The organism is Algoriphagus taiwanensis (genome assembly GCF_036245645.1).
Lineage (GTDB): Bacteria > Bacteroidota > Bacteroidia > Cytophagales > Cyclobacteriaceae > Algoriphagus > Algoriphagus taiwanensis.
This window is the reverse complement of record NZ_BTPE01000005.1, coordinates 320698-338095: the sequence shown is the minus strand read 5'-3', so window position 1 is coordinate 338095 and position 17398 is coordinate 320698. Positions and strand designations below refer to the sequence as shown.

The 17398-nt window shown below is 44.5% G+C and carries 16 protein-coding genes; 6 read left to right on the top strand and 10 right to left on the bottom strand.

Going from position 1 to position 17398, the window contains the following annotated elements; translation table 11 throughout:
* The 3 genes from nrfH to AAA938_RS09560 all read right to left on the bottom strand — a co-directional run bounded on the left by nrfH (position 1) and on the right by AAA938_RS09560 (position 3623).
* Positions 1-642 carry a cytochrome c nitrite reductase small subunit gene (gene nrfH / locus AAA938_RS09570; protein ID WP_338228466.1) on the bottom strand — a complete coding sequence of 214 codons (642 nt, stop codon included), beginning with the start codon at positions 640-642 and terminating at the stop codon, positions 1-3.
* Positions 643-907: 265 nt separating this feature from the next.
* Positions 908-2251 carry a sensor histidine kinase gene (locus AAA938_RS09565; protein ID WP_338228465.1) on the bottom strand — a complete coding sequence of 448 codons (1344 nt, stop codon included), beginning with the start codon at positions 2249-2251 and terminating at the stop codon, positions 908-910.
* Positions 2241-3623, bottom strand: coding sequence for a sigma-54-dependent transcriptional regulator (locus AAA938_RS09560; RefSeq protein WP_338228464.1), 1383 nt, complete (start codon positions 3621-3623; stop codon positions 2241-2243). The genes AAA938_RS09565 and AAA938_RS09560 overlap by 11 nt, the downstream gene beginning before the upstream one ends.
* A 181-nt stretch (positions 3624-3804) precedes the next feature.
* Here AAA938_RS09560 and AAA938_RS09555 point away from each other — a divergent pair, with 181 nt between their 5' ends.
* Positions 3805-4230 (top strand): FKBP-type peptidyl-prolyl cis-trans isomerase, encoded by a 426-nt coding sequence (locus AAA938_RS09555; protein ID WP_338219737.1) that lies wholly within the window; start codon positions 3805-3807, stop codon positions 4228-4230.
* 146 nt (positions 4231-4376) lie between these two features.
* Here AAA938_RS09555 and AAA938_RS09550 read toward each other — a convergent pair whose 3' ends face one another.
* The 4 genes from AAA938_RS09550 to rsfS form a co-directional block, all read right to left on the bottom strand.
* Positions 4377-5210 carry a hypothetical protein gene (locus AAA938_RS09550; protein WP_338228463.1) on the bottom strand — a complete coding sequence of 278 codons (834 nt, stop codon included), beginning with the start codon at positions 5208-5210 and terminating at the stop codon, positions 4377-4379.
* Positions 5207-5983 carry a UDP-2,3-diacylglucosamine diphosphatase gene (locus tag AAA938_RS09545; RefSeq protein ID WP_338228462.1) on the bottom strand — a complete coding sequence of 259 codons (777 nt, stop codon included), beginning with the start codon at positions 5981-5983 and terminating at the stop codon, positions 5207-5209. The genes AAA938_RS09550 and AAA938_RS09545 overlap by 4 nt, the downstream gene beginning before the upstream one ends.
* A 63-nt stretch (positions 5984-6046) precedes the next feature.
* Entirely contained in the window at positions 6047-8116 is a 2070-nt protein-coding gene (ftsH, locus tag AAA938_RS09540; protein WP_338228461.1) for an ATP-dependent zinc metalloprotease FtsH, read from the bottom strand.
* Positions 8117-8182: 66 nt separating this feature from the next.
* Positions 8183-8530 carry a ribosome silencing factor gene (gene rsfS, locus AAA938_RS09535; protein ID WP_338220034.1) on the bottom strand — a complete coding sequence of 116 codons (348 nt, stop codon included), beginning with the start codon at positions 8528-8530 and terminating at the stop codon, positions 8183-8185.
* A gap of 60 nt (positions 8531-8590) precedes the next feature.
* Between rsfS and AAA938_RS09530 the strand changes: the two genes are divergently transcribed.
* Both AAA938_RS09530 and ahcY read left to right on the top strand, forming a co-directional pair.
* On the top strand, positions 8591-9355 hold the full coding sequence (locus tag AAA938_RS09530) for a biotin--[acetyl-CoA-carboxylase] ligase (protein WP_338228460.1): 765 nt from the start codon (positions 8591-8593) through the stop codon (positions 9353-9355).
* Between the two features lie 75 nt (positions 9356-9430).
* Positions 9431-10750 carry an adenosylhomocysteinase gene (gene ahcY / locus AAA938_RS09525; RefSeq protein WP_338228459.1) on the top strand — a complete coding sequence of 440 codons (1320 nt, stop codon included), beginning with the start codon at positions 9431-9433 and terminating at the stop codon, positions 10748-10750.
* 93 nt (positions 10751-10843) lie between these two features.
* On the opposite strand, the gene AAA938_RS09520 is transcribed toward ahcY, so the two are convergent.
* The gene (locus tag AAA938_RS09520; RefSeq protein WP_338228457.1) at positions 10844-11644 is read right to left on the bottom strand and encodes a hypothetical protein; all 801 of its coding nucleotides are present in this window, start codon (positions 11642-11644) and stop codon (positions 10844-10846) included.
* 78 nt (positions 11645-11722) lie between these two features.
* Here AAA938_RS09520 and AAA938_RS09515 point away from each other — a divergent pair, with 78 nt between their 5' ends.
* A complete protein-coding gene (locus AAA938_RS09515) occupies positions 11723-12595 on the top strand; it encodes an SDR family oxidoreductase (RefSeq protein ID WP_338228456.1) in 873 nt (290 codons plus the stop codon).
* A 52-nt stretch (positions 12596-12647) separates the two neighbouring features.
* Here AAA938_RS09515 and AAA938_RS09510 read toward each other — a convergent pair whose 3' ends face one another.
* A complete protein-coding gene (locus tag AAA938_RS09510; RefSeq protein ID WP_338228454.1) occupies positions 12648-13697 on the bottom strand; it encodes a PAS domain-containing protein in 1050 nt (349 codons plus the stop codon).
* 81 nt (positions 13698-13778) lie between these two features.
* On the opposite strand from AAA938_RS09510, the gene AAA938_RS09505 reads away from it, so the two are divergent.
* Entirely contained in the window at positions 13779-14390 is a 612-nt protein-coding gene (locus tag AAA938_RS09505; RefSeq protein WP_338228453.1) for an HD domain-containing protein, read from the top strand.
* Positions 14391-14427: 37 nt separating this feature from the next.
* On the opposite strand, the gene AAA938_RS09500 is transcribed toward AAA938_RS09505, so the two are convergent.
* Positions 14428-14919, bottom strand: coding sequence for a DUF4494 domain-containing protein (locus AAA938_RS09500; protein WP_338228451.1), 492 nt, complete (start codon positions 14917-14919; stop codon positions 14428-14430).
* 197 nt (positions 14920-15116) lie between these two features.
* Between AAA938_RS09500 and AAA938_RS09495 the strand changes: the two genes are divergently transcribed.
* Positions 15117-17375, top strand: a complete 2259-nt coding sequence (locus tag AAA938_RS09495; RefSeq protein ID WP_338228450.1) for a patatin-like phospholipase family protein — start codon at positions 15117-15119, stop codon at positions 17373-17375.
* Positions 17376-17398: the final 23 nt, after the last annotated feature.

Sequence of the window (17398 nt, the reverse complement as noted above, 5' to 3'; positions counted from 1 at the left end):
TTAGTCGGGTTTGGATTTCTGGGATTTCATCGATTCCTTCAGCCAGCTGGGGATGACTGAAAGATCCGAGGAACTATATTCTTTGATAGGTTCGATCTGGGCGCCAACAGAGGAAAGGCTTCTGACTCTCCCATGGGGGACATCCCTGTGGCATTCCCAGCAGGTTCGGTCCGTACGATTGGCTGTATGGTCTGCGACAAAGGCTTCCATTTTGGCATCGGTCACCTGGTCCTGATGGCATCGGACGCAATTGGCCTGAATGACTTCGATGGAAGGCTGTCGGGCTCGGATGACTTGAGGCTCTCCTCGCATGGTAAATACAGAGGCGTGATAGAGTCCGTCTTTGGCTTTGAAGAAATATTTGTTAGCTACGTTGTCATGGGGTACATGGCAGTCATTGCAGCTGGCTACTTCCCGATGGGAGCTGTGAGTCCAGGTGATGTATTGGGGCTGCATGATATGGCAATTGACACAGGCCTGGGGATCGTCGGAGAGGTAGGAGGAGGCATTGGAAAAATCAAGCAGGAAAAACCCCAAGCCTACGATGATGGCCACTACAAAAGTGGCTATAGGTCTCCACTTTCGGGGAGGTACCAAACTCTTTTCGAAGAGGAATCGCTTAAATCGCTGAGATAGTGCCAATTGATTAAAAATATGGTTAAAAATAGCCCAGCTAATTCAGGAAGTTTATGACGAAAGTCAGTTGCGCTGAAAAAAAGGAAAGTTTTTCTCTTATTCACTTTTTGTAAATCAAATTCAACATAGATTTTTTAAGATGCTATTCTCCACGAGATTCAACTTTTTTTGCTCACAAATAGCACAGAGGTTCTCAGATTCTCTTTGCTACTTTATTCGGTATACAGCTTTCCGACTTTTCCCTACTGCCCTCTGCCTACTGCCTACTGACCTATCCGTTAAAAATCAACTTAAAGGTCGTGCCTTTTCCCAGGGTGGAGCGGACTTGGATATTTCCCTTGTGCCGGCGCATGATCTGCTTGGACAGGGACAGGCCTATGCCGGAGCCTTTCTTTTTGGTAGTGAAGAAGGGGATAAAGATTTTGCTCAGCGCCTCTTCCTCGATGCCTTTTCCGGTATCGCAGACTTCCAGAATGATCTTTCCGGCCTCATCGATATAGGCTTTGAGTGTAATGACTTTTTCCTCGGCATCTTCCAAGGCCTGAATGGCATTTTGGAGTAGATTGATCAGGACTTGCTCGATCTGATTTTGATCACCGAAGAGAATGAGTTCCTTGGGATTCAGCTCCTTCTTCAGGGTGATTCCCTGGGCTTCGAGTTGGTTTTGGAGGAGGATTTCCAGCTGATCGAAGAGCTTGGCAATGCCTATACTTCCAAACTTGGGAGGAGGAATATGGGCTAAGCTTCGGAAATCCGACACAAAGCTGATCAATCCCTCACTTCGCTTTTCGATGGTGCTGATGCCCATCATGCAGTCTTCCATATCGGCAGGCAGCAGAGGCTCATCGTGGTCGATTTTGTATTCCAGTTCGCCCTTGAGTGTCCCTGCCAGGGAAGAGATCGGAGCGATGGAGTTCATGATCTCATGGGTAAGGATCTTGACGAGGTTTTGCCAAGCTTCCATTTCCTTTTCCTCGAGTTCGGATTGGATGTTTTGAAGAGAAACCAGCTTGAAGCGTTCTCCCCGCATCAAGAGTTCGATGACATAGACAGAAAGCTGCATGATTCCGTCTGGATGGGCGATTTTGATCAGTTCGCTGCCGCCCGTTCTGAGGTTTTGGATAGCTAGGTGCAGTTCTTTATTGACCCCCTCGATTTCGGAAATGTTTTTCAGCTCGTCTACTTGTAGGATTCGCTTGGCGGCCACATTCAGGATCTGTATGTCCCCATTTTCCCCAAAAGTGATCAGACCGATACTCAGGTGCTTGAACACCGAACGGAAATACTGGTAGTTGGCTTCCTTTTCGGCCTGATCTTCCTTGAGCTTGGCCAGGATGGCGTTGAACTCAATATGAAGGTCGTCAGTTTCCGTCCCGTCAAACTTCACCGGGTAAAGCTGGGAATACTTATCCTGCTTGATATTGTCCAGAAATACCCGGACCTTCTTGAAAGAGCTTTCGGAATACCTGAGTAAAAATATCAGCTGGAAGACCACAAGAATCAGAAACAGGGAAATCATAAAAACTCCCCAGTCATCGATGATGCCGTAGGCCAATAGAAAAAGGGAAGCTGCCATGAGGGCAATTCTCCCCAGTAACCCTACTCTATAATCCATATTTTTCTAGTCTTCTGTAAAGAGAAGCGCGGGTCAACCCGAGCTCTTTAGCGGCCTTGGAGATATTTCCTCCGTTTTTATCAATTGCCTTTTGGATGGTGGTTCGCTCCATGTCGTCAAGGTTGAGCGTGTTCACGAGTGGTGCTTTTTCAGAGGCAGGTTTGGCAGAAAGGAAAAAGAAATCCCGGCTGTCCAGTTGCTCACCTTCGGCCATGATGATGGCCCGCTCGATGGCATGCTGCAGTTCCCGGATATTTCCCGGCCAAGTGTAGCGTTGCAAAAGCTCCATAGCCGATGGGGTAAATCCGCTGAAATTCTTTCGGTACTTCTGTCCGTATTGCTTCAGGAAATGGTTGGCCAAAGTAGGGATGTCGTCCTGTCTTTCCCGAAGGGGAGGGAGGAAAATCTCCACGGTATTGATCCGATAGAGCAAATCCTGACGGAAAGTATGATCCTGCACCATCTCATGCACCGGCATGTTGGTTGCACAGATTAGTCGGATATCTACTGGGATAGCCTTGTTGGTACCGATTCGGGTGACCTCTCTTTTTTGCAGAACCGTCAGCAATTTGGATTGGAGGGGCATGGAGAGATTGCCGATTTCGTCTAGGAAAAGTGTGCCCTTGTCGGCTATTTCAAAACGTCCAGCCCGGTCGTCTTTGGCATCGGTAAATGCACCCCGCTTGTGTCCGAATAGTTCGGATTCAAAAAGCGTCTCTGTGATCGCACCCATGTCCACACCCACAAAAATCTCATCTTTTCTCAGCGAGCGCTCATGGATTGCCCGGGCGATTAGTTCCTTTCCGGTTCCGTTTTCCCCAAGGATCAGCACATTGGCATCCGTCTGAGCTACTTTGTCTATGATGGAAAAGATATTTTTCATGGAAGCCGAGCTCCCGATGATGTCGGTGTAAGGCTTCTTTAGATCCGTCTGCAGCTGCTTTTGCTTGGACTGAAGCTTGTCTACCTCATTGTAACTTTCCTTAAGCTTGACGGCGGCATGGAGAGTAGCAATGAGTTTTTCATTTTGCCAAGGCTTGAGGATAAAGTCGGTAGCGCCTTCCTTCAGGGCCTGAACGGCCATTTCCACATCACCAAATGCGGTAATCAGAATGACCACAGCCTTAGGATCAATCTCTTTGATCTGATTGAGCCAATAGAAGCCTTCCTTGCCAGATGTGGTGTCCTCGCGGAAGTTCATGTCGAGCAGGATGACGTCAAAGTTGTTGTTGCTGATGAGAAAAGGAATCCGTCGAGGGTCTTTTTCCATCACCACTTCCTTGGCATGCTTCTTCAGAAGCATTTTTGCTGCAAAGAGCAGGTCTTCGTTGTCGTCTATGATCAGGATTTTGCCGAGAGTCTGATTTTCCATGGTTACTTATTTGGGATTAGTCTTGGGAAAATGGTGCCAAGTGCATTTATGGACAATTTAGGCTTATTTGGGAGATATAGTGTTCGGAATTGTACGGTTTTACACTGTTTTCGTACACTTTTGTCCGGTTGGGTGTCCGGTTTTTTAGCCTTACCTTTGTAACTCACTAAAATTAAAACACATGCAAGCAAAGAAAGGCGATGCTGTAAAAGTGCATTATACTGGAAGATTGGATGACGGAAGTGTATTTGACAGCTCGGTGTCCAGAGAACCCCTGGGATTTACCTTGGGAGATGGCAATATGATCAAAGGATTTGATGCAGCAGTCTATGGAATGCTGATTGGAGATAAGAAAACGGTAACTATTCCAGCGGCTGAGGCTTACGGAGAGCGCAGAGACGATATGATGATCGATGTGCCGGTAAGTCAGGTTCCACCGAATATCACTCCTGAAATCGGACTTCAGCTAGTCCTGCAGGGTGGAGGCGGTCAGCCTATGCCCGTGACTGTAGTGGATGTGACTGAGGAAAAAATCACCTTGGATGCGAACCATGAATTGGCTGGAAAAGACTTGATTTTTGATATTGAGCTAGTAGCGATCAATTAATCGATCAACAGCTGCTGGGGAAGAGGTTGTCTCAAAATTAAAGTTTGTCACATTGAGCGAAGTCGAAATGTCGTCCAGAGAGTTGGAAACGGCCTTCGACTCCGCTCAGGCTGACAACTAAACGATTTATGAGATAGCCTCTTTTTTTATATGATTTTGAGTCCTTCAGGAAGCGGGTAGATTTCGATTCGGTCTTCTTTGACAAAAGCAATGATCTCCTGACCGATCTGAAGGTATTGTACATCCTCAGTAGGAAGAGTGCCCACATCAAAAATCGCCTTCAATCCCAGGGAATACATTTTGAGTTTATTCCCTTCCACCCAAAACAGATTTTCTCGGTGAAAACACAGTCTCTGATCGAGCTTTAGATTCACTTTTTGAAGGAAATTTCCCTGATTGTCAAAAATGAAAATCCCGGATTCGGGTACATTCATAAAGAGCCGGTTTTTGAATTCCCGGATTTCTGTGACAGTCAGGTTTTCCGATTCCAGAATCAGGTTGAGCGGCTGGGATTGGATGATTTGATTTTGTTGGTAATTGAGGCTTTTCAGGGACAAATCGGACTCATCCCAAGCCCAGATGATGTTGTTATTGCCTAAGGTGGCGGCTTTTGGTAGATTGATTCCGGAAGAAAAGAGCTGTTTATTGCTGAGCTCGTTGAGGAATCTGTCCAAAATCCGGTATTCCTGAAGGTCAGCCGAAAAGGTAAAGATATTCACCGTCCAGGAAGCTTCCAGCTGATGCAGCCTTCCCTGATTTACCGGGGAAAAGAGATTGAGTTGCTTTCCGTTTTTGTCAAAAAGATAAACGTCTCCTGAGGTATTGCTGGCAAATATCTGGTCCCGTGTATCCAAAGAGACTAAATCAAGGTATTCTAAAGGGATTTCGACAGATGGGTTGGTAAAAAGGGGGGCTTTCGGACTGGGGTCTGAAAGAAGGTTTGAAAAAACAGAAATCAGAATCAAAAGGAAAGAATTCATTCTTCGAAGTGCTTCAAACGGGTTTCGGATTCCGAGAGCTCAAGGTAAGTGTATTGACTCACCCACTCTCCCAGATTAAAATAAGTGGAATTGTCCGAAACTTCTAATTCCAAGGGCAAATGTCGGTGACCAAAGATGTAGAGGTCGTGATGGACTTTTGCTTCCAGTTCTTTGCAGTATTGCCATAGCCATTCATCATCACCCAAAAAGTGGTTCTCGTTCTTTTCGATGTTGGTGATTCTACTGTGTCCTGACCAGGCCTTGGCCATACGAATCCCAAGGTCAGGGTGAAGCCATCGGAACAGCCACTGGGCGATAGGGTTGGTAAAGACTTTTTTGAGCATCTTATAGGTATGGTCTCCGGGTCCTAAGCCATCTCCATGCCCGACGAGGATTTTCTTTCCATCCACCATAAGTTCTATGGGATGGGAATAAACAGGAATGCCCAATTCCTGAGTGAAATAGTCCTTCATCCAAAGGTCATGGTTGCCGGTAAAAAAGAGAATCGGAATACCTTCCTCCCGTAGTTGGGAAATCTTGGAGATAAAGGGAATAAAGCCTTTGGGAATGACCTCCCCGTATTCAAACCAAAAATCAAAGATATCTCCTACCAAAAACACAGCTGCTGCATCCATTCGGACACTTTCCAACCATCGGATAATTTTTGCTTCCCTTTTTTTGCTTGTTTCTCGATCAGGTGCTCCCAAATGAAAATCCGACGCAAAATAGATTTTCTTGCCTCTTAGATGAAAGTTTAGGGGTTGGGATTGCATGCGCTAAAGATACTAGGGGAGGGCAAAATTAAAAAAGCCCCGAAAAAATCCGGGGCTTGATTATTAATTGATCTGATTGTCTGGATTAGGTTCGGGAATGGGTTGGGATGTAAGTGGATCCGAACTTTCCTCTTTTCCTTCTTCCTCTTTGTTGACCAACTCAGGGCCTTTGGGAGCATCCTTTTTGTTGGTATACGCTTGATAAGTTGTCTCTTTGGCAAAAGGTCGCTTACCGATCAGTTTTTCCAAGTCTGACTGGAACAGGATTTCCTTCTCCAGCAGTTCATTGGCCAAAGTTTCCAATTCATTTCTGTGCTCTTTGAGCAAATCTAAGGTGCGGTCATAGGCAAACTGAATCAATTTGCTCACTTCCTGATCAATCATTTCAGCAGTAGCTTCAGAATACGGCTTAGTCATCTTGTATCCATCGCTTTTGCTGTCGTAGAAAGATACATTTCCCAGCTTTTCATTCATGCCGTACACGGAAACAATGCTGTAGGCCATTTTGGTTATTCGCTCCAAGTCACTCAAGGCTCCTGTGGAGATCTTTCCAAAAACAATCTCTTCAGCAGCACGACCACCCAAAGTCATACACATTTCGTCGATCAGCTGCTCGGTTTGATACAGAAACTGCTCCTTAGGAAGATACTGGGCATAGCCCAAAGCTGCTACCCCTCGGGGAACGATAGAGACCTTCACCAAAGGATCGGCATGCTCCAAGAACCAGCCTGCCACGGCATGACCTGCTTCGTGATAGGCAACGATTTTCTTTTCTTCCGGAGAAATGATTTTGTTTTTCTTCTCCAAACCTCCAATGACCCGGTCCACGGCATCCTGGAAGTCTTGCATGTCCACCGCAGATTTATTTCTTCGGGCTGCAATCAATGCAGCCTCATTACACACATTGGCGATTTCAGCACCGGCAAACCCTGGAGTTTGAGCAGCTAATTTCTTGGCATCCACATCGTCAGCGATTTTTATTGGCTTCAGGTGAACTTTGAAAATAGCTTCTCTGCCCACGATGTCCGGCTTGTCGATGGAGATTTGTCTGTCAAATCGTCCCGGTCTCAGTAAGGCACTGTCCAATACATCCGGTCTGTTGGTAGCGGCAAGGACAATTACTCCTGAGTCAGTTCCGAATCCGTCCATTTCTACCAAAAGAGAGTTAAGCGTATTTTCCCTTTCGTCGTTGGAACCAGGCATTTGGCCTTTTCCTCTGGATCGACCGATGGCGTCAATCTCATCGATGAAGATGATACAAGGGGCTTTTTCTTTGGCTTGCTTGAAGAGGTCTCGGACACGGGCAGCACCCACACCCACGAACATTTCCACGAAGTCAGAACCGGAAAGGGTAAAGAATGGTACTCCTGCTTCCCCTGCCACGGCTTTTGCGAGCAAGGTTTTACCAGTACCCGGAGGGCCTACTAGCAATGCTCCTTTCGGGATTTTACCTCCCAGCTTGGTGAATTTGGATGGATTTTTAAGGAATTCTACGATTTCCTGAATTTCCTCCTTGGCCTCATCCAGACCTGCCACATTATCAAAGGTAATTTTGACTTTATTCTCGGCATCGAATAGCTGAGCACGGGACTTTCCTACGTTGAATATTTGTCCTCCTGGACCAGATGGGCCAGCCATCCTTCTCATCATAAACCAGAAGAAAACGAATAGAAGGATCAAGAAGCCAAAGCTGCTGAACCAGTTGGTCCAATTTTCCTCGACTTTGACCTCAAAAGGAATTCTTTGATCCTCAGGGACACGCTCTTGGAGTTTTTCGAAGTCTTCCTGAAACTTGTCAGGCGTGGTCACATTCAGGGAATAATGAGGTCCTGATGGGTTGAAGAAGGTAGAATTGCTTTCCAGTTCGGTTTTGTACTTGGCATTCTGCAGGGCAGAGGGATTTAGTGTCACATCTACCCGGTTCATATTCCGGACAATGACCACTTTGGACACATCACCAGCCAGGTACATGTCCTCAAATCTCTTTTGGGTGATGTCAATGACCACACCTCTCTGCTGAATCCAAGTCAGTCCCAACAATACCAAAACGGCAGCAATAATCAGATAAAGCTGAAAATTGGGTTTTTGGGGAGGTTTAGGTACAAAATTTTTATTCTTATTGGTTTCGCTCATCGCTTTTTTGGTAATTCTATAAACTTATGCTAAAACGGATTAACCATTTGAAAGTTCATCCGGATTTTAATTTATGCGGGTGGTTTTGGCATCTCCCCAAAGCTCCTCAAGGCCATAAAATTCACGTTTATCCTTGAGGAAGATATGGGCCACTACATTGACATAGTCCATCAGTACCCATTGACCATTGGACCGACCTTCGATTTTCCATGCCGGTGATTCACCTGCCTTGTGGACTTGTTCTTCTATGGATTGGGAGATGGCATCCACTTGAGTGTCTGAGTTGCCTGAGCAAATCACAAAAAAATCGGTTACTGTATTTTTGATGTTTCTCAGGTCCATCACCAAGATGTCAGAGGCTTTTTTTTCCTCCATTCCTTTGATGATAACTTTGCTCAGCCCTTCTGCTGTCATATAATTCATTTAATTTTAAATCGGCATTTAAATACTTTCTTTTAGCCGAACCGAAAATTAATGTATAAAATTCTTGCCAACACCATTTTTCTGGGGAAAGATGTCCTTTTCCTGCCAGAGTGTCACTCGACCAATGACACTGCCATGCAGATAGTCAGGTCGGGCAAAGCCAAAGAAGGCGCTATAGTAATCTGTGACCATCAAAGCAAGGGCAAGGGGCAAAGAGGCAATGTGTGGGAGGTAGAACCCGGTAAAAACCTCACCTTTACTTTGGTCTTGAAGCCTGACTTTCTGGATATATCCCAGCAGTTTCTATTGAACATGATGGTGTCTACCTCGCTTCAGAAAGTATTGCAGGACTATCTTCCGGACCTTCGGGTGAAGTGGCCCAATGACTTGGTCCTACCCGGTAGGGGGAAGTTGGGAGGAATCTTGATTGAGAATATTTTGGGACAAAAAGGATGGGAGTTTGCCCTGGTTGGGATTGGGATAAATATCAATCAAGTCCATCATCTTCCGCCCAAAGCCTGTTCTCTTTCTTCCTTGACAGGAAGCAATTATGATCTTGAGGAATTATTTAAGTTGCTCATAGCACAGCTTGAGCAGGGATATATTGCTTTGAAAAAAGGGAAACACAAGGAGATAAGGGAAAAGTATTTAAGCCATTTGTTTCGATTGGGAGAATGGGCCTCCTTTTTAGTCAGATCAAAAGAGATAAGAGCCAAAATCACCGGAATTAGTCCAGAAGGAAAGTTGGTCATTGAAAACGAAATCGGGGAGCGGGAGGAATTTGATTTGAAAGAAATTCAATTCACTAACTATTAATCCGGTTTTTGATTGCCGAATTTATGAGGTAACTTTGCCCCCTGAAAAAGTTTTTAACTGTTAATAATCAATACGATGTCAGAAATCAAATCTGAGAAATTCATCCAGTACAAAGTGAAGGACATCTCCTTGGCGGAGTGGGGAAGAAAAGAAATCAAATTGGCCGAGGCAGAGATGCCAGGCCTGATGGCTTTGAGAGAGGAATTTGGACCTTCTCAGCCATTGAAGGGAGCACGCATCGCGGGATGTCTTCACATGACCATCCAAACGGCGGTTTTGATCGAAACTTTGGTTGCTCTTGGCGCTGAGGTGACTTGGTCTTCTTGTAATATTTTTTCCACCCAAGATCATGCTGCCGCAGCCATCGCTGCCGCAGGGATTCAAGTGTATGCCTGGAAAGGACAAACTGCTGAAGAATTTGACTGGTGTATTGAGCAGACTTTGTTCTTTGGAGAAGACAAGCAGCCTTTGAATATGATTTTGGACGACGGAGGAGACTTGACCAACATGGTTTTGGATCAGTACCCAGAATTGGTTGCCGGAATCAGAGGCTTGTCGGAGGAGACCACTACCGGAGTTCACAGATTGTATGAAAGAATGAAGAACGGAACTCTTCCTATGCCAGCAATCAATGTGAATGACTCTGTCACCAAGTCAAAGTTTGACAACAAGTATGGTTGTAAGGAATCCTTGGTAGATGCTATCCGTAGAGCTACCGACGTAATGATGGCAGGTAAAGTGGCTGTCGTAGCAGGATATGGAGACGTAGGGAAAGGATCTGCGGCTTCTTTGAGAGGAGCTGGCGCCCGAGTGATTGTGACTGAAATCGACCCAATCTGTGCCCTTCAGGCTGCTATGGATGGGTTTGCAGTGAAGAAGATGGCAGATGCTGTAAAAGAAGCGGATATCGTAGTGACAGCTACCGGAAATAAGGACATCATCACCGGAGAGCACTTCAAGGCGATGAAAGACAAAGCGATCGTTTGTAATATCGGCCACTTCGACAATGAGATCGACATGGCTTGGTTGAACAAAAACTACGGCAAAACCAAGAATGTCATCAAGCCGCAAGTGGACTTGTATGACCTGGATGGTAAGGAAATCATCGTTTTGGCAGAAGGTAGATTGGTCAATCTAGGCTGCGCAACCGGACACCCATCCTTTGTGATGTCCAATTCCTTCACCAATCAGACTTTGGCCCAGTTGGAACTTTGGAAAAATCACGAAAATTATCAGCCTGGAGTCTATGTGCTTCCTAAGCACCTAGATGAGAAAGTGGCAGCGCTTCACCTGGCAAAATTGGGTGTAGAACTGGATACGCTTTCCCAAGATCAGGCTAAATACATCGGTGTGGAAGTTCAAGGTCCATTCAAGCCAGAATACTACAGATATTAAATAGAAACTATATCGGATCAACAAAGACCCTGACCTTGTCAGGGTTTTTTGTTTTCTGAGCTCAATCCACTGGAAAAGCAGGTCTTTTCTTGGTCAGGGATTTAAAATCAAGGTTCTTCCATCGGGAAGTAAAGCATTGACTTGGGGGTTGCATTCCCCCTCGCTGGAAAAGTTAAATCGATAGGTAAGTTCTCTGCCTTCTGAGCGCTCCACTGTCCAAGTTTCTTCTCCCTCAAAAGGAAGAACCCATCCCTCACTGTAGCAGTTGATGTAAACTTCTTTTGCCTGGGTCAGGGTTTGGGTAAATTTTCTCCCTGCGGGATTAGTGCCTTCTATAAAGCCAACAAAGCTTAGGGCAAAAGGTCTGAATGAAAATCGGGAGGTAAAATAAGTATGGGTCCCTTTCGCAACGAAAGAAAGACCATTGTCAGTCTTTATCTTTAGATTCTCAAATTTTTCTTGATTTTGACTGGTAGAAAGGGTTTTGAACTCTCTTTTTCCGATGATTTCTGTATTGTCAAATTTGTAATTCTCATACTCCATCCACCAAGTAGCAAGTTGAGTATTGGATTGAGAAAAGTCTATTTTGATTTTACCATTTCGCTTAAAGTTTTTCTCCTGTGAACAGGAATCAGCTGCATCATAATCCAGAGTGACTAAACGCAAAGTCTGATCTATTTCAATTTTTGGGCATCCCGGGAGAGATTGACTTTGGGTTCTAAAGTAGTCCGAATAGGAAAAGTTCCCCAGGTAACCTCCCTCATTGATTGCGGTGGAAAAATTAAAAAACTGATCAGCCTCTTGGGAAAGGTCTGTGGAGATATCCCTGCCTATTTCTTCATTGCAAGAGAAAAGAAGACATAGAAATAAGATATTAAATAGCAGTTTTTTCATAATCAGTTCCGAATGCTGGTCTTCTTTCAATTACCGCGCCCGATTCCTATCTTGGCTGAAACTAATCGTATCAAACTGATGAACTTTAATCAAGGAATGCTAAAAGCGGATGCCCTCAAAGATAAAAACATCCTAATTACCGGAGGAGGTACCGGCTTGGGGAAATCGATGGGAGAATACTTTTTGGAGTTGGGAGCAAATCTCGTGATCACCTCCCGAAAGCTGGATATTCTTCAGGGCACTGCCCAGGAAATGATGGATAAAAAAGGAGGCCGTGTGATTCCCATTGCCTGCGATGTAAGAGATATTCAGCAAGTAGAGGAGATGTGGGCCCAAGCAAAAAAAGAATTGGGTCAGATTCATGTAGTGCTCAATAATGCTGCAGGGAATTTTATCAGTCCTACTGAAAGACTCTCCGTCAATGCTTTCAATACAGTTTTGGACATTGTATTAAAAGGCACCTCACAAGTCACTCTGACAGCAGGCAAAGACTGGATAGCTCAAAAGCAATCCGGAGTATTTCTAAATATCGTCACGACCTATGCCTGGACAGGTTCAGCTTATGTGGTGCCTTCTGCTGCAGCCAAAGCCGGAGTTTTAGCTATGACCCGTTCTCTGGCAGTAGAATGGGCAAAGTACGGTATCCGTTCCAATGCAATCGCTCCGGGACCATTTCCCACTGAAGGAGCCTGGAGTAGACTTTTGCCCGGAGATTTGGTCAAAAAATTTGATCCTGCCAAGAAAGTCCCCGTAGGAAGGGTAGGAGAGCATCAGGAATTGGCCAACTTAGCCGCGTATCTGGTGTCCGATTTTTCTTCTTTTGTAAACGGAGAAGTGATGACAATCGATGGCGGAGAATGGCTCAAAGGGGCAGGTGAGTTCAATAATCTGGATCAGATACCAGAAGCGATGTGGGATATGCTGGAAGCTTCGAGGGGAAAAAAGCAATAAGCCCCAAATTGCTTTGGGGCTATCTGAAAGCGAAGTGGAAAATAAGTAACCTTTAATCTTCTTTCCGAATTCCTCTTTCCCAACTTTGATTTTGCTGGACCGATTCTTTGATGCTTTTTTTCAAAGAATTGTCCAGCATTTTTGTTTCTGTTTTGATGATATTGAGCAGCTTTTGGGTTTCTTCTGAGTGACTTTCAGTCTCGATTATTTCCAGTACACCCATAATATTGGCCACTCTTGCCCTTAAGGAATGGGACTGCTGAAATGCCAAATCTCTGAGAAAATAATGATGCTCTCTAAGCCAAATCTCCTGTTTCTTCTTTTCGGTGGTATCGATCAAAAGCCCTTGGAGTAGTTGTGGATATCCATCGCTAGTCCAATGGGTGGTTTTTCCAAAAGCAATTACCCACGTGATTTGATGGTTTTTTGACACCATACGGAATTCTGAACGGAAGGGAAGATTTCCTTTGGTTTTCAGGTGGGCTCTCAATTGGTTGCCTACTCGGGTAAGGTCATCAGGGTGAATGTGCTGTTGCCAGGATAATTTGGTGTAGCTTTGAGCCTCCTCGCCTTGATAGCCAAGCATTTGGGCGAGTCCAGGGCTTATTTGCTCTTTTTCATTTTGAGGATCAATTTTCCAAAATCCCAAAAGCTTATTTTCCAATAGGCTGTCGACTAATTCATTATTTCCGAAGTTGCCATCGATAAATTCCCCCAGCCCCAAACTATAGGGTTTTAAGGGGTCGACAGGATGCCCAATTCCAAGACAAGTTCCAAAATCCTCTGAAATGAAAAAGAATTCCCACTTGGTCAAAGTGGTGGTTTCATCGGGATGGTTGATCTTGTGAAGCTCAATGAAAAAGGATTGATGGCTGCTTTTCCAAGCTTTGACCCTTTGGTTTTCATATTTTGACCATTCAGATGATAGAAAACAATCAGCAAAAAAAATGGGCTTTTCTTTGTAGTCAAATAAGCTTGGAACCGGTCCTATTCCTGAATCAGAAGAGAGCACACGTCCAGACTTATCCAATGTCACCTGCAGAAAGTATTCCGAGGTGATGGCTAACTGACTAAGGACCTGTATGGATTCCCAACTATTCATGAGGTAAAGTTAAATGATTAGTAATTAAATTTAATCAAAAAGCAAAAAAAATTATTCGAACTGCATAAAAATAGGTCTAAAATGGAAAATCTTACTCTTCAATTGAACAGATCCACCTTTGGAAGTCCTGAAAATAAAGGTAAAGTACTGTCTAAGGAGAAGGCTTTGGCTTTACTTGATGACTGGGTCAAAAATGAGAAACTCAAAGTGCATATGAAGCAAGTCGCACATCTGATGAAGTCTTATGCCCTTTTTAAGGAGTACGATGAAGCCACACAGCACAGATGGTATTTGGCTGGTTTACTTCATGATGCGGATTGGGATCAATGGCCTGAGCAGCATTGCCGTAAAATCATTGAGGAATTGGAGGCCAGAGAAATTGATCCTGAGATCATTCGGGCTATTGCTTCCCATGGTCCCCGATATTTCGGCGTAGATCCTGAGACTGAAATGGATAAAATGCTGTATGCCTTTGATGAGTTGAGCGGATTTGTCCATGCTTATTCCCTGATGAGGCCGGAAGGTTACTTGGGGATGGAAGTAAAAGGAGTGAAAAAGAGGTTGAAGGACAAGACTTTTGCTGCGCAGGTTAGCCGGGAAGATATTCGGGATGCCGCTGAGAGAGCAAATATCTCCCAAGAGGAGTTAATCCAATTTGTAATAGATAACCAGTTGAACGCAGATCTTGCTTAAAAAAAAGTGCCGCTACCTTAACGGGAGCGGCATTTTTTTATTCTTGCTCGATTTCATTGACCGGTCTGAAATTGCCCGGAGGAAGCTGTTCGGCCACTTCATCTTTCTCGAAAGGAAAAACTTCTACAATCGGACTTTCGGTGATGTCAGGTACCCGAAAACTCACAAGCATATTGCTCAAACTTTCTTGGATTCGGTCATAGGCTTGCTTGACATCCTCGGCCGTAACTATCATGAACTGGGTCACTTTTTTCTCTTTCCCCGAATCTGCATCAGCGATGAGATAAGTGATTTTACACTTGTGCCAGATATCTGCATCCTCGTAGTAAAAAACGTCCACAATGTTACTCTTGCTGATGCCGGTAACTTGAAAGTCCCCACGGATCTGAGACCCTAATCTGTCGTAAAGAATTGCCTCTGCCTCTGTAAAAGAGACAGCATCTACCAGGTATTGCTCGGAAATGCTTTTCAGCAATCCTTCCTCATTCTCCTTCGCATATTTTACTTTGCACAAAAACCAAGTTCTCATTGTTGCAGCTTTTTAATTCTTGGTCGAAAGTACTTGTTCTAGCCGAAAGCAGCGAGATATTTTCTGGGTAATCTTTGCGTAATTTTTCCACTGCTTCCTAATCTTCTGGAAACCAAATTGATATTCTTTACCTATTGCTTTTACTCCAGAGGTTTTAAGAATTAAAAAAGAGATATCTTATGTGACCAAATAGCACTATGAGAGATAAGTTGATTTACAGTTTTCCGGTCCAGCTTTTTTTACTTCAATTGAGAAAAAATCTGGCTCTCCTTCTGGTATGGGTGGTTCTATCCGGAATCATTTTGGAGCAGTTTGGAGTGGTACTCGGGATTCCTTTTCTTTTCTTGGATCCGGAATATCTCCATCAGGTATCCTGGATTAGTTTTTTCCTGATGGGAGTGGGATTGGCTATCCTTACGATGGCTTATCATATGACTACCTACATTATGGATGGTAGCCGTTTCCGGTTTTTGGCCATAGTGAGCAAGCCATTTATCACCTACTGTGTCAATAATTCGATTGTTCCACTTCTTTTTTACTTACTCTACACAGTCAAATTCGTGACTTTTCAACTGGACAATGATCTCCCTTCTGACTGGTATGTTTTGCAATATTACCTTGGATTTGCTGCGGGGAGTATAGTGACCTATATCTTGATTTTTGGTTACTCTGCTTTGACCAACAAGGACTTTTTTATCCTGTTTGCCGGCTCGGTCAACAAACGTCTCCGAAAGGTAAAACTAACCCGGGCCAGCACCTTGAGCAGAATCAAGGAGCTGAAAGACAAAAGGGAGAAAGTGGAGGTGTATTTGGATGTCCGTCTTCGTCCACAGGAGGTTAGGCCGGATATTTCCCGTTTTGAAAAAGGGCAGTTGCTCAGAGTGTTTGACCAAAATCACCTCAACCTCCTCAGTATTCAACTGTTTCTGATTTTGTTTGTCTTGTTTTTAGGCCTGTTCAAGGAGCAGGAGTTTCTCATGTTTCCTGCTGCCATGAGCTCGCTTCTTCTTTTGTCGATTTTAATTATGCTAGTGGGAGCGGTTAGTTTTTGGCTAAGAGGATATGCGACTTTCACTGTGGTAGTTTTGCTGTTTTTTGGGAATTATTTTTCGAATCTTTCCATATTCAATCGTCCTCATGAAGCATTTGGCCTGGATTATTCTCAGGCTCCGGCACCTTACACGGTGGAGAGGTTGGATGATCTGCTACATCCCGACACTTTGGTCAAAGACAAGGAAAACATCATCCAAATCTTGGACAATTGGAAAAGAAGGTTTGGGGAAGACTCCTTGCCCAAATTGGTCATAGCTGCTGCAAGTGGAGGTGGACAGCGTGCCAGTCTCTGGACTTTTCATGTCTTGCAGTCCATCCATAAATTGACTGAAGGAGAAGCCACCCGACATACCAAATTGTACACTGGAGCCTCCGGAGGAGTGATTGGGGAGGCGTTTTTCCGAGAGTTGTATCTCAGGTCATTATCGGATTCGGAGGTGCAACTGTCCGACCCAAAATATCTGGATCAAATCTCAGCGGACAATTTGAACCCTATTATCTTCACTCTTCTGGTCAATGATCTTTTGATACGAAATCAAAAATTTAATTATCAAGGCTTTAGCTATCTTAAAGACCGAGGATATGCCTTTGAAACGCAACTTAATGACAATACCCTGGGAGTTTTGGATAAGCCGCTCAAGGCTTATAAACAACCTGAAGCAGAAGGGCTTATTCCCCTTTTGCCAGTCACTTCATTGATTACAAATGATGGTAGGAAATTGGTGATTTCCCCGCATTCCATGTCTTTTTTGGGGAGTTCAGTCCTAGGCAGAACGATTCCGGGTGAGAAAAAGCAATCCATTGACTTTCTCCGATTTTTTGAGAATCATCAGCCTCAAAATCTCCGGTTTTTGACGGCCCTAAGGATGAGCGCAACGTTTCCATTTATCACGCCTAATATTCAGCTGCCCTCAAGTCCCCAAATGGAAACTATGGACACGGGGCTCTCTGATAATTTTGGGATTCAGGATGCCTTACGCTTCATGTATGTTTTCAGAGAATGGATCAGTCAAAATACCTCTGGGGTAGTCTTGATCACGATCAGGGATTCTGAAAAAACCACCGAAATCCCCGAAACAGAGCTTCCCCGGATTTTTCAAAAAGTCTTTAATCCGCTCAAAAACATCTATGCCAATTGGGACAATGTACAGACTATTCAAAATGAAGTCTTGTTCAATTACATGCTGGAATCCATGCCGTTTGATTTAGAACGGGTGGAGTTTGAATATGCGCCGGGAAAAGTCCAGGCGACAGAACTCACGGGAAGTCAGGAAACCATGCAAAGAGCATCTCTCAACTGGAGATTGACTGCCCGGGAAAAGAAATCCATTCTCCTGAGTATCAACACCCAAAAAAATCAAGAGGCCCTTCAAAGATTGGGTGAGATTTTCAGGAAGGAGTAATCACTGGAAACTTTCTTCAGGAA

Excerpts from the sequence above, each read along its gene's own strand:
- AAA938_RS09565 (WP_338228465.1), bottom strand. The coding sequence starts at position 2,251 with ATGGATTATAGAGTAGGGTTACTGGGGAGAATTGCCCTCATGGCAGCT.
- AAA938_RS09560 (WP_338228464.1), bottom strand. The coding sequence starts at position 3,623 with ATGGAAAATCAGACTCTCGGCAAAATCCTGATCATAGACGACAACGAA.
- AAA938_RS09555 (WP_338219737.1), top strand. The coding sequence starts at position 3,805 with ATGCAAGCAAAGAAAGGCGATGCTGTAAAAGTGCATTATACTGGAAGA.
- AAA938_RS09550 (WP_338228463.1), bottom strand. The coding sequence starts at position 5,210 with ATGAATTCTTTCCTTTTGATTCTGATTTCTGTTTTTTCAAACCTTCTT.
- AAA938_RS09545 (WP_338228462.1), bottom strand. The coding sequence starts at position 5,983 with ATGCAATCCCAACCCCTAAACTTTCATCTAAGAGGCAAGAAAATCTAT.
- ftsH (WP_338228461.1), bottom strand. The coding sequence starts at position 8,116 with ATGAGCGAAACCAATAAGAATAAAAATTTTGTACCTAAACCTCCCCAA.
- rsfS (WP_338220034.1), bottom strand. The coding sequence starts at position 8,530 with ATGACAGCAGAAGGGCTGAGCAAAGTTATCATCAAAGGAATGGAGGAA.
- AAA938_RS09530 (WP_338228460.1), top strand. The coding sequence starts at position 8,591 with ATGTATAAAATTCTTGCCAACACCATTTTTCTGGGGAAAGATGTCCTT.
- ahcY (WP_338228459.1), top strand. The coding sequence starts at position 9,431 with ATGTCAGAAATCAAATCTGAGAAATTCATCCAGTACAAAGTGAAGGAC.
- AAA938_RS09520 (WP_338228457.1), bottom strand. The coding sequence starts at position 11,644 with ATGAAAAAACTGCTATTTAATATCTTATTTCTATGTCTTCTTTTCTCT.
- AAA938_RS09515 (WP_338228456.1), top strand. The coding sequence starts at position 11,723 with ATGAACTTTAATCAAGGAATGCTAAAAGCGGATGCCCTCAAAGATAAA.
- AAA938_RS09510 (WP_338228454.1), bottom strand. The coding sequence starts at position 13,697 with ATGAATAGTTGGGAATCCATACAGGTCCTTAGTCAGTTAGCCATCACC.
- AAA938_RS09505 (WP_338228453.1), top strand. The coding sequence starts at position 13,779 with ATGGAAAATCTTACTCTTCAATTGAACAGATCCACCTTTGGAAGTCCT.
- AAA938_RS09500 (WP_338228451.1), bottom strand. The coding sequence starts at position 14,919 with ATGAGAACTTGGTTTTTGTGCAAAGTAAAATATGCGAAGGAGAATGAG.
- AAA938_RS09495 (WP_338228450.1), top strand. The coding sequence starts at position 15,117 with ATGAGAGATAAGTTGATTTACAGTTTTCCGGTCCAGCTTTTTTTACTT.